The sequence below is a fragment of the Streptomyces sp. H27-H5 genome (assembly GCF_026627505.1).
Taxonomy (GTDB): domain Bacteria; phylum Actinomycetota; class Actinomycetes; order Streptomycetales; family Streptomycetaceae; genus Streptomyces.
Map to the genome: position 1 here is coordinate 90,782 of NZ_JAPNLK010000021.1, position 16,245 is coordinate 107,026.

14 protein-coding genes and 2 pseudogenes are annotated in these 16,245 nt (G+C 68.9%); 7 read left to right on the plus strand and 9 right to left on the minus strand.

What is annotated here, in order from left to right:
• Positions 1-59: 59 nt before the first annotated feature.
• A protein-coding gene (locus OTB19_RS43615; RefSeq protein ID WP_420716834.1) for an IS630 family transposase occupies positions 60-1,144 on the minus strand; the annotation gives its coding sequence in 2 pieces (ribosomal slippage) (positions 60-698 and positions 701-1,144; 1,083 coding nt in all).
• A 78-nt stretch (positions 1,145-1,222) separates the two neighbouring features.
• Between OTB19_RS43615 and OTB19_RS13495 the strand changes: the two genes are divergently transcribed.
• The 3 genes from OTB19_RS13495 (at position 1,223) to OTB19_RS13505 (ending at position 2,276) form a co-directional block, all read left to right on the plus strand.
• A complete protein-coding gene (locus OTB19_RS13495) occupies positions 1,223-1,372 on the plus strand; it encodes a hypothetical protein (protein ID WP_267798387.1) in 150 nt (49 codons plus the stop codon).
• Between the two features lie 78 nt (positions 1,373-1,450).
• Positions 1,451-1,609: a hypothetical protein gene (locus tag OTB19_RS13500; protein ID WP_267798388.1), complete on the plus strand. Its 159-nt coding sequence runs from the start codon at positions 1,451-1,453 to the stop codon at positions 1,607-1,609.
• 367 nt (positions 1,610-1,976) lie between these two features.
• The gene (locus tag OTB19_RS13505) at positions 1,977-2,276 is read left to right on the plus strand and encodes a peptidase inhibitor family I36 protein (RefSeq protein WP_267798389.1); all 300 of its coding nucleotides are present in this window, start codon (positions 1,977-1,979) and stop codon (positions 2,274-2,276) included.
• A 168-nt stretch (positions 2,277-2,444) separates the two neighbouring features.
• Here OTB19_RS13505 and OTB19_RS13510 read toward each other — a convergent pair.
• The 7 genes and pseudogenes from OTB19_RS13510 to OTB19_RS13540 form a co-directional block, all read right to left on the minus strand.
• Positions 2,445-4,170: pseudogene (locus OTB19_RS13510) on the minus strand (ATP-binding protein).
• Between the two features lie 10 nt (positions 4,171-4,180).
• Positions 4,181-4,324, minus strand: a pseudogene (locus OTB19_RS43620) (winged helix-turn-helix domain-containing protein); the annotation flags it as partial.
• 237 nt (positions 4,325-4,561) lie between these two features.
• Positions 4,562-5,278 (minus strand): potassium-transporting ATPase subunit C, encoded by a 717-nt coding sequence (locus OTB19_RS13520; RefSeq protein ID WP_267798390.1) that lies wholly within the window; start codon positions 5,276-5,278, stop codon positions 4,562-4,564.
• 6 nt (positions 5,279-5,284) lie between these two features.
• Positions 5,285-7,384, minus strand: coding sequence for a potassium-transporting ATPase subunit KdpB (kdpB, locus tag OTB19_RS13525; RefSeq protein WP_267798391.1), 2,100 nt, complete (start codon positions 7,382-7,384; stop codon positions 5,285-5,287).
• Positions 7,381-9,045 (minus strand): potassium-transporting ATPase subunit KdpA, encoded by a 1,665-nt coding sequence (gene kdpA / locus OTB19_RS13530; RefSeq protein WP_267798392.1) that lies wholly within the window; start codon positions 9,043-9,045, stop codon positions 7,381-7,383. The genes kdpB and kdpA overlap by 4 nt, the downstream gene beginning before the upstream one ends.
• Before the next feature lie 6 nt (positions 9,046-9,051).
• Positions 9,052-9,141, minus strand: a complete 90-nt coding sequence (gene kdpF, locus OTB19_RS13535; protein WP_267724323.1) for a K(+)-transporting ATPase subunit F — start codon at positions 9,139-9,141, stop codon at positions 9,052-9,054.
• A gap of 239 nt (positions 9,142-9,380) precedes the next feature.
• On the minus strand, positions 9,381-9,839 hold the full coding sequence (locus OTB19_RS13540; RefSeq protein ID WP_267798393.1) for a hypothetical protein: 459 nt from the start codon (positions 9,837-9,839) through the stop codon (positions 9,381-9,383).
• Positions 9,840-10,081: 242 nt separating this feature from the next.
• On the opposite strand from OTB19_RS13540, the gene OTB19_RS13545 reads away from it, so the two are divergent.
• From OTB19_RS13545 to OTB19_RS13555, 3 genes are all read left to right on the plus strand, one after another.
• Positions 10,082-11,992 (plus strand): APC family permease, encoded by a 1,911-nt coding sequence (locus OTB19_RS13545; RefSeq protein WP_267798394.1) that lies wholly within the window; start codon positions 10,082-10,084, stop codon positions 11,990-11,992.
• 206 nt (positions 11,993-12,198) lie between these two features.
• Positions 12,199-14,136: an APC family permease gene (locus tag OTB19_RS13550; protein WP_267798395.1), complete on the plus strand. Its 1,938-nt coding sequence runs from the start codon at positions 12,199-12,201 to the stop codon at positions 14,134-14,136.
• Between the two features lie 108 nt (positions 14,137-14,244).
• The gene (locus tag OTB19_RS13555; protein WP_267798396.1) at positions 14,245-14,418 is read left to right on the plus strand and encodes a hypothetical protein; all 174 of its coding nucleotides are present in this window, start codon (positions 14,245-14,247) and stop codon (positions 14,416-14,418) included.
• Between the two features lie 61 nt (positions 14,419-14,479).
• Here OTB19_RS13555 and OTB19_RS13560 read toward each other — a convergent pair whose 3' ends face one another.
• Positions 14,480-15,160 carry a TetR/AcrR family transcriptional regulator gene (locus OTB19_RS13560; RefSeq protein WP_267798404.1) on the minus strand — a complete coding sequence of 227 codons (681 nt, stop codon included), beginning with the start codon at positions 15,158-15,160 and terminating at the stop codon, positions 14,480-14,482.
• 101 nt (positions 15,161-15,261) lie between these two features.
• Between OTB19_RS13560 and OTB19_RS13565 the strand changes: the two genes are divergently transcribed.
• Positions 15,262-16,155: an NAD(P)-dependent alcohol dehydrogenase gene (locus OTB19_RS13565; protein WP_267798398.1), complete on the plus strand. Its 894-nt coding sequence runs from the start codon at positions 15,262-15,264 to the stop codon at positions 16,153-16,155.
• Positions 16,156-16,245 lie beyond the last annotated feature (90 nt).

A 16,245-nucleotide genomic window follows, 5' to 3' on the forward strand; every position in this document is an offset into this window, starting at 1 on the left:
ACGGTTGGAACCTGCGGGCGCCGGCCAAGGCCCGATGGCCGCCAACCCGTTTGTGGCCGTTACTGAGGTTGTAGGCGTGGTGTCGTCAGTGTGAGGCCGGTCCCGGTGAGGCATCCGTCGATGATGTGGCTGCGGTATTGGATTTGGCGGAGGCCGTGCCGTAGCCGGCGGATGAGGTGGTCGGGGTCGGTGAAGGCGGTGTTGGCCTGGGTGGTCCGACGGAGTACTGACCAGATGCCTTCGACGGGGTTGAGGTCGGGTGCGTAAGGCGGCAGGTGGTAGGCGGTGATCCAGTCCTGTGCGTCGATGAAGGCCCGCATGCGGCGGTCTTTGTGGACGTTCAGGTTGTCCCATATGAGGACGATGGGTCCGTCGAGCTGCTGGTGGGCGGCGATGAGGAGGTCGCGGTACTCGGTCCAGGCGAAGCTCTTGCGGCCGCCGCTCTTGTGGTCGGTATGCCGTTTGGGCCGGTAGATCAGGCGGGATCGTTCGCCGGGCCGGTAGCAGCACAGGGCCGCCACGGAGAAGCGACGCTGGGAACGGCCCCGGACGCGGATGACCGGGGTGGATCCGCGTCTGCCCCACGTGCGTGAGGTCGGCGGCGTCATCGAGAATCCGGCCTCGTCTTCGAAGACGATCCAGGCCCCGAGCGCCGCCGCGGTGGTTCCAGGTGCGGCCACACCTCCTTCACCCAGCCGGCGACGGCTGCCTCGTCGCGCTCGACGGCACGACGGGCCGGAACCTGATGGCTCCAGCCACGGCGCCGCAGCATCTGGGAGATCCCCGACAGCGTCATGGACTTGTGGAACCGGCGGCCGATCAGCGTCTTGATCCGGGCGAGCGTCCACCGCTGGTCCGGCCAGCCGTGAGCGACCGGGCCCTTGGCCAACTCCTCCTCAAGCAGCGCGAACAGTCGGTCATCCAGCTTCGGACGGGACATCGGACCGCGGGAACGGACCGCGTCCTGGCCGGCCTCCCGCCAGGACCGCCGCCACCGCTGAACCGACCGGACGCTGACCCGTAACTCCTTCGCGATCTCCGTACTGCCACGTCCGTCGGCGAACATGGCGACCGCTTCCATCCGGACCCGCTCGCGAAATGCTTGCCTCTCCGCGGTCAGACCCCCACCCTGCGGATACCTCATACCTCCGGCATACCGCGACGATCACCAACCGTCAGCCCCCACGACAAGACGACTTCAAGGTCAGTAGAGTCACAGGCCATGGGGGATCGGACACGTGTGAAGCACTGCAAGCAGTGCCGTCGGCCGCTCGACCAGCGCAGCCGGTGGCGCCGCCCGAAGCGGTTCTGTAGCCGCCGGCACCGTCTGGGGTACTGGGTGGAGGAGATCTTGGACGCCGTCCTGAACTGACGGCTCGCCCCACTCACCGGCGAGGTCGAGAAGGGGCCCGCCGCAGCCGCGCGGGGATCGCAGCTGGGCGCCGGCCCGATGGACGCACGCCCACTGCAACGGCAGACCGAGCCGACCGGCGTCCGCCTCTGCGTCGGCGAGCAACCGCTCGGCGTACCCGGCGTCCCCGTCCGCCGGCGCGGCGGTCGCCATCAGGGCAAGGAGCGAGGGCCGGAAGGCGGGCTGCACCTGCGGTAGGCCGTCACCGCCCCCGCCGTCCAGCAGCGTCCGCAAGCATCCGGTGGCGTCCCCGCCGAACAGCTGCGCATGCGCCGGCAGGCTGATCGCGGAGGTGGCCCACCAGCCCGCGGACAAGGCGGACGGCAACTGCGGTGATCAACAACCTGGCTCGCCGTTTTCTACAAGACCCGCCCCTGGACACCCCGGCACACTCAGGCCCAGTTCCGTCCGACAGGCGCTTTTCCCTCCTCCGGCCGGCCGTCTCGTGGGCCGGACGGTCGGGTCGTAGGCGCACCCGGACGTCGAAGGAGACAGAGACATGGGCATGACGAGGAACCTCGCAGGAATCGTCACTGGTATCGCGCTTACCGGCGGGTTGCCGGCGGTGGGTACAGGAACTGCCGGCGCGGCGGCGTCGGACTGTCCTTCGGGCTACTTCTGTGTCTGGTCCGGACAGAACTACACCGGGCGGAGGCAGCAGATCGCCGGCAGCAACTCCATCCTGACCCAGTACGCGGTCTTCCAGAACTTCAGGTCGTGGTACAACCACGGTGCTTCCTGTGACCTCAAGTGGTACTCGGGAACCAACTACACCGGCTCCAGCGGGATCATCCCGAAGGGGACCAAGAAGTCCGACAGCGTGGGCCACTACATGAAGTCCAACGACTGGGTCAACTGCAGCTGAACGGCCCAGGCATGAGGGCGGTGCTCGCCGGAGTCCGCCCTGCCTCGCGCTACCCCATGCACCGGCGGTCTGCAATCCGACGGAGGCGCCGAAGATCCACTGGCGTCTGAACTCGACGATCACGTCCCTCGTACCCTGATCGGCTCTTCAGGGCACGGGCCTTCGGGATCAGGTCGTGGCCCCGGCCGGCAGGTCGGGGAGGCGCTGTGGTGCCCCGTCCTTCAGGGGCAGGGTGAGGACCATCGTCAGGCCGCCGCCGGGGGTGTCCTCGGCGGTCAGGGTGCCGTCCGTGGCCTCCAGGAAGCCCCTCGCCACGGCGAGGCCGAGGCCCACACCGGCGCCCCCGGGGGCGTCCCCGTACCGCTGGAACGGTTCGAAGATCCGGTCCTTGGCCTCGTCGGGGACTCCGGGTCCGCGGTCGACGACGCGGACTTCGAGCCGGGTGGCGACGGCGCTGGCGGCCACCAGGACGCTCTCACCGGCGGGGCTGTACTTGACGGCGTTCTCGACGATGTTGGCGACGGCCCGCTCCAGCAGACCGCGGTCCACGGCGACCATGGGCAGCGTCTCCGGGATGTCGAGGACCACGCTGTCGTCGGGTACGCCGGCCAGGGCCATCGGCACGACCTCGTCGAGGTCGGTCTCCCGGACGATCGGGACGACGGTCCCGGTCTGGAGGCGGGACATGTCGAGGAGGTTGCCGATCAGGTGGTCGAGGCGGTCGGCGCCGTCCTCGACGCCCTCCAGGAGCTCGGCCCGGTCCTCCTCCGACCATTCCACGTCGGTGGAACGGAGCGAGGTGACGGCGACCTTGACGGAGGCGAGCGGGGTGCGCAGGTCGTGGCTGACGGCGGCCGGCAGCGCCGTGCGGATCTGATTGCCTTCGATCAGGCGCCGCGCTTCCTCCGCCTCGTCGACCAGGCGCTGGCGGTCCAGTACGACGGCGGCCTGCGCGGCGAACGCGCCGAGCACCCGGCGGTCCTCCGCGGGCAGGACCCGCCCGGTCAGGGCGAGCGCCATGTTCTCGCCGATGGGCATGTCGACGTCGGCGTCCTCCGGGCGGGCGACCGGATTCCGTCCGGTGCTGCCCGCGCAGGTCCACGGGTCCACCTCAGTACCGCGCTCCAGCAGAGCGACGGACTCCATGGCGAAGGTCTCGCGGACCTGCTCCAGCAGGGCGTCGAGCGCGGTCCGATGCGTTCGCGGGCCTGCCAGGTGGTGCGGATGTTGTGCTCACCGCGGTACTCGCGGAGGTACTCGTCGACTCGGTCGGCGACCCAGAGTAGCGCGAGCTCGCGCAGGGCGGTCAGTTGCCGGGGCGGAAGTAGTTGGACAGGGCCGCGTCGACCTTGTCGGTCTTGTAGATGTTCCCGTGGGCCATGCGTCGGCGCAGTGCCTGCGGGGACATGTCCACGAGCTCGATCTGGTCTGCGCGGCGGACCACCTCGTCCGGCACCGTCTCCCGCTGCCGCACCCCGGTGATCGTCTCTACGACGTCGCCGAGTGACTCCAGGTGCTGGATGTTGACGGTCGAGACCACGTCGATACCGGCCTGGAGGAGTTCCTCCACGTCCTGCCGGCGCTTGGCGTTGCGCGAGCCGGGCACGTTGGTGTGCGCGAGCTCGTCCACGAGGGCGACAGTGGGCCGACGGGCAAGGACCGCGTCCACGTCCATCTCGGTGAACGTGGAACCCCGGTGGCCAAGTTCGCGCCCGGAGATCTGCTCCAGCCCGTGGAGCATCACCTCGGTGCGCGGACGGTGGTGGTGCTCCACGAAGGCGACCACGACATCGGTGCCCCGCTCCACCCGGCGGGGGCCCTCCGAGAGCATCGCGTACGTCTTGCCGACGCCGGGGGCCGAGCCCCGGTAGATACGAAACTTGCCGCGTCCCATGGTGTTTACGTCATCCCTCGAAGCGGTAGCCCATGCCGGGCTCGGTGATCAGGTATCTCGGATGCGACGGGTCCGCTTCCAGTTTGCGCCGGAGCTGGGCCATGTAGACCCGCAGGCAGCAGGATGACGTCCGGCTTGCGGACGGCTGCCAGACGCAGGGCCTTGTGCCCGTCGGAAGCCGTTTCCACCTCGAACTTCCGCGCCTCAAGGTTGATCTCGAGCGCGCGGACGAGCTGGGCGTCGTCTTCCACCACCAGCACCTTGATCATCGGTGTGGGGCCTTCCTCAGTCGGTGGATACGGGTCGGAGCCGGCGGGGCGCGTGGCCACCTCCCAGCAGTGGCTGGGGGAGCTTCGCGCCACGCCGGCGCCGACCCCTGTTCGGGGGAACGTCAGCCCCTGGTCAGTGCCTTGAGCGCGGTGTTGAGTTCGAGGACGTTCACGCGGCGTTCGCCCATGAAGCCGAGGGTGCGGCCGGTGGTGTGGTCGGCGACGAGCTTCTCGACTTGCTTGACGTCGAGCTTGTTCTGCTCGGCGACCCGGTGGATCTGGATCTTGGCGTACTCGGGGGAGATGTGCGGGTCGAGGCCGGAGCCGGAGGAGGTGACGGCGTCGGCCGGTACGTCCTCCGGCTTGACCTTGTAGGAGGTGGTCGAGTTGTCGGTGACGACCGAGTCCTTGGCGGCGACGACCTGGGCACACAGGGTGTCTTCCTCCGCGCCCGCCGTGCACAGGCCGTTGACGGCGCCGTTGTCGGCGGACCGGTTGGTGGCGCCCGAGAGGATCAGCGAGTACTGCGTGTTCACGCTGTTGGAGCCCAGCCCGTTGGAGGGGCGCGGCTGGAACCACTTGAGGTCCGGCTTGGCGGATTCCTCGGGGTCGTCGGGGTTCTGCTTCGGCAGGTTGTAGGTCTGCCCGACGAGGGAGGAGCCGACGACCTGGCCGCTCTTGTCTTTGACCTCGGAGCCGTTGGCCTTGTCGTTGAACAGGGCCTGGGCGATGCCGGTGACGGCGAGCGGGTAGATCACGCCGCAGATGACCGTCAGGACCAGCAGCGCCCGCAGGCCGGCGCCGATCAGGCGTGCGGTGTTGCTGACAGAGTTGTTCATCGCAGATCAGCCGATTCCGGGGATGAGGGAGATGAGGAGGTCGATGACCTTGATGCCGATGAACGGGGCGATCAGACCGCCCACGCCATACAGACCGAGGTTCCGCCGGAGCATCTTGTCGGCGCTGGTCGGCCGGTACTGCACGCCCTTGAGGGCGAGCGGTACGAGCGCGATGATGATCAGCGCGTTGAAGATGACCGCGGAGAGGATCGCCGACTCGGGGGAGGTCAGGCCCATGATGTTGAGCTTGTCCAGGCCGGGGTAGACCACGGCGAACATCGCGGGAATGATCGCGAAGTACTTGGCGACGTCGTTGGCGATGGAGAAGGTGGTCAGTGCCCCTCGGGTGATCAGCAACTGCTTGCCGATTTCCACGATCTCGATGAGCTTGGTGGGGTTGGAGTCGAGGTCCACCATGTTCCCGGCCTCCTTGGCGGCCGAGGTGCCGGTGTTCATCGCGACGCCGACGTCGGCCTGAGCGAGGGCGGGGGCGTCGTTGGTGCCGTCGCCGGTCATCGCGACGAGCTTGCCGCCGGCCTGCTCCCGCTTGATGAGGGCCATCTTGTCCTCGGGAGTCGCCTCGGCGAGGAAGTCGTCGACGCCCGCCTCCTCGGCGATCGCCTTGGCGGTCAGCGGGTTGTCGCCCGTGATCATGACGGTCTTGATGCCCATGCGGCGCAGTTCGTCGAACCGCTCGCGCATGCCCTCCTTGACGACGTCCTTGAGGTGGATGACACCCAGCACACGGGCTCCGCGCTCGTCCTCGACGGCCACGAGAAGAGGGGTGCCGCCGGCCTCGGAGATCCGATTGGCCAGGGTGTCGGCGTCGTCGGCGACCTGCCCGCCCTGCTCCTTCACCCAGGTGATGACCGAACCGGCGGCTCCCTTGCGGGTCTTGCGGCCGTCCACGTCCACCCCCGACATGCGGGTCTGGGCGGTGAAGACGATCCACTCGGCGCCGGCGAGCTCGCCCTGGTGGCGTTCCCGCAGTCCGTACTTCTCCTTCGCGAGGACCACGATGGAACGGCCCTCGGGGGTCTCGTCAGCGAGGGACGAAAGCTGTGCGGCGTCCGCCAGTTCGGCTTCCGTGGTGCCCTTGACCGGTACGAACTCGGAGGCCTGCCGGTTGCCGAGGGTGATGGTGCCGGTCTTGTCGAGCAGCAGGGTGGACACGTCGCCCGCGGCCTCGACGGCGCGGCCCGACATGGCGAGGACGTTGCGCTGGACCAGGCGGTCCATGCCGGCGATGCCGATGGCGGAGAGCAGTGCACCGATCGTGGTCGGGATCAGGCAGACCAACAGGGCGGTCAGCACGATCATCGACTGCTCGGCGCCCGCGTAGATCGCGAAGGGCTGCAGGGTGACGACGGCGAGGAGGAACACGATCGTGAGGGACGCGAGCAGGATGTTGAGCGCGATCTCGTTGGGCGTCTTCTGTCGGGCCGCGCCCTCCACGAGGGCGATCATCCGGTCGATGAAGGTCTCACCGGGCTTCGTCGTGATTTTGACGACGATCCGGTCGGAGAGCACCTTCGTGCCACCGGTCACGGCCGAACGGTCGCCGCCCGACTCGCGGATGACGGGAGCGGATTCGCCCGTGATGGCCGACTCGTCGACCGAGGCGACGCCCTCGACGACGTCACCGTCACCGGGGATGATGTCGCCGGCCTCGCAGACGACCAGGTCGCCGATGTGCAGCTCTGTGCCGGGGACCCGCTCCTCCACCGAGCCGTCGAGGCGGCGGGCGACCGTGTCGGTCTTGGCCTTGCGCAGCGTGTCGGCCTGGGCCTTGCCGCGGCCTTCGGCGACCGCCTCGGCGAGGTTGGCGAAGATCGTGGTGAGCCAGAGCCAGGCCGTGATGGCCCAACCGAACCAGTCGGTCGGGTCCTTGACCGCGAGGACGGTCGTGACGACCGAGCCGATCAGGACCACGAACATGACGGGGGACTTGATCATGATGCGGGGATCGAGCTTGCGCACCGCGTCCGGGAAGGACTTCAGCAGTGCCTTGGGGTCGAACAGGCCCCCGCCGACGCGGCCGGCAGCTGGCTTGTGCCCGGTGGGGACGTCCTCGTGCGGAGCGCGGGTGGGAGTGATGGTGCTCATGAGGCGAGCCCTTCGGCGAGGGGCCCCAGCGCGAGGGCGGGGAAGTAGGTCAGGCCGGTGATGATGACGATCGTGCCGACGAGCAGGCCGGCGTAGAGCGGCTTGTCGGTGCGCAGCGTGCCCGCGGTCTCGGGCACGGGCTTCTGCTCGGCCAGCGAACCGGCGAGCGCGAGGACGAACACCATGGGCAGGAAACGGCCCAGCAGCATCGCGATGCCGATGGTGCTGTTGAACCACTGGGTGTCGGCGTTCAGACCGGCGAAGGCGGAGCCGTTGTTGTTGGCGCCCGAGGTGTAGGCGTAGAGGATCTCCGAGAAGCCGTGCGCGCCGGAGTTGGTCAGCGAGTTGCCCGGGGTGGGCAGGGCCATCGCCGCGGCGGTGAAGCACAGTACGAGAGCCGGGGTGATGAGGATGTAGCAGGCGGCGAGCTTGATCTCGCGGGTGCCGATCTTCTTGCCCAGGTATTCGGGGGTGCGGCCGACCATCAGGCCCGCGATGAACACGGCGATGATCGCCATGATCAGCATGCCGTAGAGACCGGATCCGACGCCGCCGGGCGCGATCTCGCCGAGCTGCATGCCCAGCATGGTGATGCCGCCGCCGAAGCCCGTGTAGGAGGAGTGGAAGGAGTTGACCGCGCCGGTCGAGGTCAGCGTCGTGGCCACGGCGAAGATCGACGAACCGCCGATCCCGAACCGGGTCTCCTTGCCCTCCATCGCACCGCCCGCGACGTCCAGCGCCGGGCCGTGGTGGGCGAACTCGGTCCACATCATCAGGCCGGTGAACGCGATCCAGATGATGCCCATCGTGGCGAGGATCGCGTAGCCCTGGCGCAGGTTGCCGACCATCCGGCCGAACGTCCGCGTCAGCGCGAATGGGATGACGAGGATCAGGAAGATCTCGAAGAGGTTCGAGAAGGGGGTCGGGTTCTCGAAGGGGTGGGCGGAGTTGGCGTTGAAGTAACCGCCGCCGTTCGTGCCCAGCTCCTTGATGACCTCCTGCGAGGCGACCGCCCCGCCGTTCCACTGCTGGGCGCCGCCCATGAACTGGCCGACCTCGTGAATTCCCGCGAAGTTCTGGATGACCCCGCAGGCCACCAGGACCAAGGCGCCGATCACGGAGATCGGGAGCAGGATGCGGACGGTGCCGCGCACCAGGTCGGACCAGAAGTTGCCGAGCTCACCGGTTCGGGAGCGCGCGAAGCCCCGTACGAGAGCCACCGCGACGGCCATGCCGACGGCGGCGGAGACGAAGTTCTGCACCGCGAGGCCGCCGGTCTGTACGACGTGGCCCATGGCCTGCTCGCCGTAGTACGACTGCCAGTTGGTGTTCGCCACGAAGGACGCTGCGGTGTTGAAGGCCTGGTCCGGGTCGATCGACACGAAGCCGAGCGAGCCCGGCAGGCTGCCCTGCAGGCGCTGAAGGGCGTAGAGGAAGAGGACGCTCACCGCCGAGAAGGCGAGGACGCCGCGCAGGTAGGCGGGCCAGCGCATCTCGGCCGACGGATTGGCGCCGATGACCTTGTAGATCCACTTCTCCGGCTTGTAGTGCTTCTCGGAGGAGTAGACCCGGGCCATGTAGTCGCCGAGGGGACGGTAGGCCAGTGCGAGCGCGGCGATGAGCGCGAGCAGCTGGAGCACACCAGCGGTTACGGGGCTCATATCTGCTCAGAACCTCTCCGGGTACACGAGGGCGAGGATGAGGTAACCGAGCAGTGAGACGGCCACGACGAGGCCGACAACGTTCTCGACAGTCACAGCTTGGTCACCCCCCGGGCGATGAGAGCCACCAGCGCGAACACCGCGACCGTGGTGACGACGAAGGCCAGATCGGCCATCGCGAGCTCCTGAGTGAAGTGGGAAGAAATGAATCAGCCAGTTGGCTGAGGACGAGACAACCGCGTCTTCACCCCGGTGTTAAGTCGCCTTGACGGGCTCCATACGGGCGCCCGGGAACCCTTAACGCCACCCATACGGGAGGGCCGTCGACGACCGGATCAGCCTCGGTGGGACACTCCGGCCGTGTCCAACGCGGCGCCGGCCTGGGCAGCCGGCGCGACAGCGACCAGGCGCGCCTCCTCGGAGGGCAGGGGGCGGCCCGGCGGCGGATCGAGCAGGAACCGACCACCTCCGGCGAGCACCCCGGCCGTCCGGCTGCCCAGGGCGGCGACCGCGACCATCACGACGACCAGGATCAGCGCCGCGTTGGTGGCGGAGAGGTCCGTCCGGAAGGGCGCGAGCGCGAGCGCCACGAGGAACGGCGCCAGGAGGCCCGCGGCCAGGGCGAAGGGGTCGCGAAGGCGGAAGCAGTACCCGGACATGTGAGGCCTCCCGTCCGGAGGAGCCGATGGTGCTTCGACGCGGCCCTCAGAACTTGTCGGGCCTATCAGCGCGAAGAGGAGATGGTCGAGCAGCGCGAGGGCGACGAACAGGCCGACCACGTTCTCCACGTCCATCAGGGCTTTCTCCCTTTTGTCGTAGGCAGGCGCTTTCGCCCGGATCAAGCCTGCCCCTCGACGGCGCCGGCGCCACGCACGACAGCACCTCTTGACGGACCTCTTACGGCCGTCCCCACCTGCGCGTATGGAACGCGTGAAGAGTGTCGGGGCGGGCGTATGGAACGCGCCAAGGGTGCTGGTGGCCTGATCGTGAGGCTTCGACGCTGTCCTCACTTTGCTCATTCCGAGGGACCGGCGACATGGCCATTCACGTAGGAAAACCGACCGAGGCCGCTCAGGGGCCGGGCCAGGAGGAGCCTCCCGACACCCGAGCCGGTGGAGCGGGGGACCGGCACAAACTGACCGCCCTCCAGGGCCTGGCCGCGCTTTCGCTCGACGCGATGGCGTCGGTGGCCTACGGACCGGAGTCGATCGTGCTGGTCCTGGCGGCGGCCGGAGCCCACGGGATGGGCTTCACACTCCCGGTCACCCTCGCCATCGCCGCGCTGCTGGCGGTTCTGGTGGCCTCTTACCGGCAGGTGATCGCGGCGTTCCCCGACGGCGGCGGCTCGTACGCGGTCGCCAAGCGGCATCTGGGCAGGCGTACGAGCCTCGTCGCGGCGGCCTCACTGATCCTCGACTACGTCCTGAACGTGGCCGTGTCCGTCACCGCCGGCGTCGCCGCGCTGACCTCGGCCTTCCCTGGCCTGCACGGCGAGCGGGTGTGGATCTGTCTCGCGGTCCTGGTCCTCGTCACGGCCGTGAACCTGCGCGGGGTCGTGGACTCGGCGAAAGCGTTCCTGATCCCGACCGCACTCTTCGTCGGCTCGATCCTGGCGATGATCGCCGTCGGGTTGTTCCGCGACGGCCCCGCCAGTACGGCGTCCGCCGCCGGGCACGCCTCCGCGCTCGGCGAGGGCGCCACCGCAGTGGGTGCGCTCCTGCTGCTGAAGGCCTTCGCGGCCGGCTGCTCCGCGCTGACCGGTGTCGAGGCCGTGGCCAATGCCGTGCCGTCCTTCCGGGCGCCGGCCGCCCGCCGCGCCCAGCGCACCGAGGTCGCCCTCGGCGCCCTCCTCGGCGTCATGCTGATCGGCCTGTCCGTCCTCATCGGCCGTTTCCACCTCCAGCCGGTCGAGGGCGTCACCGTCCTCGCCCAGCTCGCCGACGCCTCCTTCGGACACAACGCGGCCTTCTATGTCGTCCAGTGCGCCGCCATGGTGCTGCTCGCGCTCGCCGCGAACACCTCCTTCGGTGGCCTCCCGGTGCTGATGAGTCTGCTGGCCCGCGACAACCACCTGCCGCACTTCTTCGCCCTCAAGGCCGACCGTCAGGTCCACTGCCACGGCGTGGTCTGGCTGGCTCTCGTCTCGGCAGCCCTGCTCGTTTTCTCCGGCGGCGACACCAACACCCTCGTCCCGCTCTTCGCCATCGGAGTCTTCGTCGGCTTCACCATCTGCCAGGTCGGCATGGTCCGACACTGGTACGGCGAGCGCCCGCGCGGCCGGCGGGCCAAGGCCGCCCTCAACGGCTTCGGCGCGCTCCTGACCGGCGTCTGCGCGGTGGTCGTCACCGCCACCAAGTTCACCGAAGGCGCCTGGCTGATCGTCCTCGCCCTGCCGCTCATCGTCCTCGGCTTCGAGAAGGTCAACCGGGCCTACGCGCAGATCGGCGAGCGCCTCGAACTCGGCCGCGTCCCGCAGCCCCCGCAGCGGGCCCGCTCGCTCGTCGTGGTCCCCGTATCCGGCCTGTCCCGCCTGACCTGCCAGGCCCTCACCGCCGCCCGCTCCCTGGGCGACGAAGCCCTCGCCGTCACGGTCACCCACCCCGCAGCCGAGGACCGGGCCGCCGCCGAAGCCCTGCGCCGCGACTGGGAGTTGTGGAACCCCGGCGTGGACCTCGTCGAGGTGACCTCCGAGACGCGCTCCCTGGGCCGCCCGGTATCCGGCTACGTACGGAAGCTGACGCAGACCCATCCGGACGCCCAGATCACCGTCCTCATCCCGGAGACCGAACCCGCACACCTCTGGCAGCGGATCCTCCAGAACCAGCGCGGCTCCGTCGTCGCCCACGCCGTCCGCCGCGACACCGACGCCGTCATCTGCCGCCTCCGCTTCCGCCTCGGCTCCCCGACCGCACCGCAGGTCCCTGACGCGCCCTTCACGGGGTCCTGACGGGATCAGGTACACAGCCGTCAAGAGGACACAAATGCAGGGTCCCGGCTGCGACAGGAGTACGTCCACTACGCCACTGGGAGGGTGCGCGTTAAGGACGCGTCAGAATTCGCTCACACGCGGGCATAAGTGATCAGGCTGCGTACGCTTGCCCAGCCGTCGACGTCGATGGCTGATTCTTTGCCGTACGACAGGAGCCCCCCACGATGGCCACCCCTGCCCGCACATCGCGCCTGCGCGCGTGGATGCTGGAAGGCTTGACCGCCGAGAACAGTTCGCCCGCCGCCAAGGAAGCGGCGGCACAGCCCCACGGCCGGCCCTGGTGGCGCGTCATGTGCCTGACAGGCCTGGACTACTTCTCCACCCTCGGCTACCAGCCCGGCATCGCGTTCCTCGCGGCCGGGCTGCTGTCACCGCTGGCGACCATCGTGCTCGTGCTGCTCACCCTGTTCGGCGCGCTGCCCGTCTACCGGCGGGTGGCAGAGGAGAGCCCGCACGGCGAGGGCTCCATCGCGATGCTGGAGCGGCTGCTGACGTTCTGGAAGGGCAAGCTGTTCGTCCTGACCCTCCTCGGGTTCGCGGCGACCGACTTCCTGATCACCATCACCCTCTCCGCGGCGGACGCGACCGCGCACCTGGTGGAGAACCCGCACCTCACCAGCACCCTGCACGGCCACGAGGTGCTGATCACCCTGATCATGATCGCGCTGCTCGGCGCCGTCTTCCTCAAGGGGTTCAGCGAGGCCATCGGCGTCGCGGTCTTCCTGGTCTTCACCTATCTCGGCCTGAACGTGGTCGTGGTGGCGGTCGGGCTGTGGCACGTGTTCACCGCACCGCAGGTCATCACCGACTGGACGACCGCGCTGACCACCGAGCACGGCAACCCGTTCATGATGATCGCCATCGCGCTCGTCGTGTTCCCCAAGCTCGCGCTGGGCCTGTCGGGGTTCGAGACGGGCGTCGCGGTCATGCCGCACGTCAAGGGCGATCCCGAGGACACGGAGCAGAAGCCCGCCGGGCGGATCCGAGGTGCCAAGAAGCTCCTGACGACCGCCGCGATCATCATGAGCGTGTTCCTGATCTGCTCCAGCTTCATCACCACCCTGCTCATCCCACCCGCCCAGTTTCAGCCAGGCGGTGAGGCCAACGGCCGCGCCCTGGCCTACCTGGCCCACGAGTACCTGGGATCGGCCTTCGGCACGGTCTACGACATCTCCACGATCCTCATCCTCTGGTTCGCCGGCTCCTCCGCCATGGCGGGCCTGCTCAACCTGATGCCGCGCTACCTGCCCCGTTACGGCATGGCCCCGCAGTGGGCCCGCGCACTGCGTCCCATGGTCATCGTGTTCACGCTGGTCGCGTTCCTGGTGACCTGGATCTTCGACGCAGACGTGGACGCCCAGGGAGGCGCGTACGCCACGGGGGTGCTCGTCCTGATCACCTCGGCGGCGGTCGCCGTGACCATCGCCGCGCGCCGGGCGGGGGAGCGCGGCTGGACCATCGGCTTCGGGATCATCTCCGCCGTCTTCATCTACACGACCGCGGTGAACGTCGTCGAACGCCCCGACGGTGTGAAGATCGGCGCCTGCTTCATCGGCGGCATCATGGCCCTCTCCTTGCTGTCCCGCCTCGCCCGCGTCTTCGAGCTGCGCGTCACGGACGTGGAGCTGGACGACATGGCCCAGCGGTTCATCCGCGACACCGCCAACCGCACGATCCGCTTCATCGCCAACGAGCCCGACAACAGGGACCGGACCGAGTACCGCGAGAAGGTCGAGCAGATCCGCGCGGACAACGACATCCCGCAGGGCGACGACGTCATGTTCGTCGAGGTCACCGTCCTGGATGCCTCCGAGTTCGAGTCCGGCATGCGGGTACGCGGAGAGGTGCTCCACGACCGCTACCGCGTCCTGACCCTGGAAAGCTCCAGCATCCCCAACGCACTGGCAGCCCTGCTGCTCCATGTACGCGACGAGACCGGACAGCGCCCTCACATCTATTTCGAGTGGACCGAGGGCAACCCGATGGCCAACTTCCTGCGGTTCTTCCTCTTCGGCCAGGGCGAGGTCGCCCCCGTCACCCGGGAGGTCATCCGGGAGGCGGAACCGGACCGGGCCCGCCGCCCCCACGTCCACGCCGGCTGACGTCCGAGGCGGAAGTACGAACCCGAAGTCCGTGGCCCGACGTCAAGATGCCGAAAGGAATCCCGCCGGACCCTCGCCAAGGCGAGTTTCCGGCGGGATCCTCGGACCGTGACCATCGACTGGCTTCCCGACCGTGGCATCCGCCGGGCGATCCTCGCCATCGGCACGGCCGGCGTGACCGTGATCGCCACCGGCGCCGTCCTCGAAGCCCTGTGGCTGCTCGGCATCGGCGTCTGGGCGGTCATCACCGCCATGATGATCGAACTCGTCTACCGGCCTTAGGGCCTGTTGCGAAAGTGGAGTTATCGGGCTGGATGTGCTCTGCGGCAAGTACCGTTTCTTGTCAGGCTCGGGAGGGTCGTTGCCCCTGGGGACTGTCTGTTGCAATCGGGAGGCTGCGCAGTGTCAGTGCAGCCGGAGGGGGCAGCGGTTTGTTGGCCGGGTCGGTGCGGAACGACTGGAGCAGATAGGCCACCAGGCGCCGGGACGCTGCACCGTCATCCGGTAGGGCGGTCGCCAGACCGCAGTGTGCCAATAGGACCACGGCGAGGTCGGAAGGGTGAAAATCGGACCGTAGCGCGCCCGACGCTTGGGCCCTGCGTACCAGAGTCGTGAAGTCCCGCTCGGCTCGTTGCCGGGACTGCGCGTGTTCCGACTCGGTTTCCGGGAAGGCCGCGACGAACGCGGCCGAGAACCCGCGTTCCTCCCGTTGCAGAGCGCAGACCGTTTCGACCAGCTGCTGGAAGCCCTGCCACGGATCAGGGGCGGCCAGAGCCTCGGTGAGCGCCCGCGCGCAGGTCTCCATCTGCTGCGCGAACGCGCCTCTCACCAGGGCGTCCCGGGTCGGGAAATGCCGGTACAGCGTCGCCACGCCGACCCCGGCCCGTCGGGCCACGGTCGCCATCGGGGCGCCGATCCCGTGCTCCGCAAAGACCGCACGGGCGGCGACGAGGACGCGCTCTCGGTTGCGCCGGGCATCCGCCCGCACCCCGTCCCGGGCTGTGATCCGAGAGGATTCCGCCATCACTGTCTCTCGCTTCCGGTCCAAGTGGACGATTGCGTCCACCTAAGAGCTTACGGTCGATGCCAGATCCCTGTACGGCCCCCGGCGGCAAAGGCAGAACGATGAACGACCGCATGATGAAGGCAGTGCTCTACGACCGCTATGGCGGCCCCGATGTGCTCTACACGGGCTGCGTGCCACGCCCTGAGCCGGCCCCCGGCGAGGTCCTTGTGAGGGTGCGCGCGTTCAGCGTCAACGGCGGCGAACTGGCAGCACGTGCCGGCCGTCTCCGCCTCATGACCGGCCGGAAATTCCCCAAGCGCGTCGGCTTGGACTTCACCGGCGAGGTCGCCGCACTGGGCGCCGGAGTCACCCGGTTCGCGGCAGGCGACCGCGTATGGGGGGTCTTGGGCCGCACCTCCGTACTCGGCAGCGCCGCCGAGTACGTGACCGTACCCGCTGAGCGGGTCGGCCGGCTCCCCGACGGCCTTGACCTGGTGGACGCCGCCGCGCTGCCGGTAGCCACCACGGCCATCACCGCGCTGCGGGACAAAGCCGGGCTGCGCCCCGGCGAACGACTCCTCGTCCGGGGTGCTTCGGGCGGTGTCGGCAACGCCGCCGTCCAGCTCGGACTGGCGTACGGCGCCGAGGTCACGGCCCTGGCCCGTGCAGCCAACCTCGACTTCGTCCGCGGGCTCGGCGCGCACAAGGCCGTCGACCACAGGACCGTGCGGCCGGCGGAACTGGGCCGCTTCGACGTGGTCCTGGACACCGCGGGGACCGACCTGCGGGCCTTCCGGCGCCTGCTGAATCCGGGCGGGCGCATGGTCACCATCGCCTTCGACCTGAAACGGCCCGCGGCGTCGCTCGGCTACCTCGCGGCCAGCACAGTCCACGGACACGGCCGGGTGCGTTTCTTCAGCGGCAACCCCACGCGGGCGGACTTCGACGACCTCGCCCGCCATGTGGTCGAGGGCAAGCTAAGTGGTCTGCGTCGTAAGTCCTTCGGGGGTTGATCACGCGGCCTTGGCGGCGGAGGATTCTTCTGGGTGATCGGCGGTGTGCTGGTCGAGCCTGGCCAGGAGATCGTCCAGGTCGGAGGTGGT

Bases quoted from the DNA above. Each gene is read 5' to 3' on its own strand.
- OTB19_RS13495 (WP_267798387.1), top strand. From the start codon at position 1,223: ATGGGGGATCGGACACGTGTGAAGCACTGCAAGCAGTGCCGTCGGCCG.
- OTB19_RS13500 (WP_267798388.1), top strand. From the start codon at position 1,451: ATGGACGCACGCCCACTGCAACGGCAGACCGAGCCGACCGGCGTCCGC.
- OTB19_RS13520 (WP_267798390.1), bottom strand. From the start codon at position 5,278: ATGAACAACTCTGTCAGCAACACCGCACGCCTGATCGGCGCCGGCCTG.
- kdpB (WP_267798391.1), bottom strand. From the start codon at position 7,384: ATGAGCACCATCACTCCCACCCGCGCTCCGCACGAGGACGTCCCCACC.
- kdpA (WP_267798392.1), bottom strand. From the start codon at position 9,045: ATGAGCCCCGTAACCGCTGGTGTGCTCCAGCTGCTCGCGCTCATCGCC.
- OTB19_RS13540 (WP_267798393.1), bottom strand. From the start codon at position 9,839: ATGGACGTGGAGAACGTGGTCGGCCTGTTCGTCGCCCTCGCGCTGCTC.
- OTB19_RS13545 (WP_267798394.1), top strand. From the start codon at position 10,082: ATGGCCATTCACGTAGGAAAACCGACCGAGGCCGCTCAGGGGCCGGGC.
- OTB19_RS13550 (WP_267798395.1), top strand. From the start codon at position 12,199: ATGGCCACCCCTGCCCGCACATCGCGCCTGCGCGCGTGGATGCTGGAA.
- OTB19_RS13560 (WP_267798404.1), bottom strand. From the start codon at position 15,160: ATGGCGGAATCCTCTCGGATCACAGCCCGGGACGGGGTGCGGGCGGAT.
- OTB19_RS13565 (WP_267798398.1), top strand. From the start codon at position 15,262: ATGAACGACCGCATGATGAAGGCAGTGCTCTACGACCGCTATGGCGGC.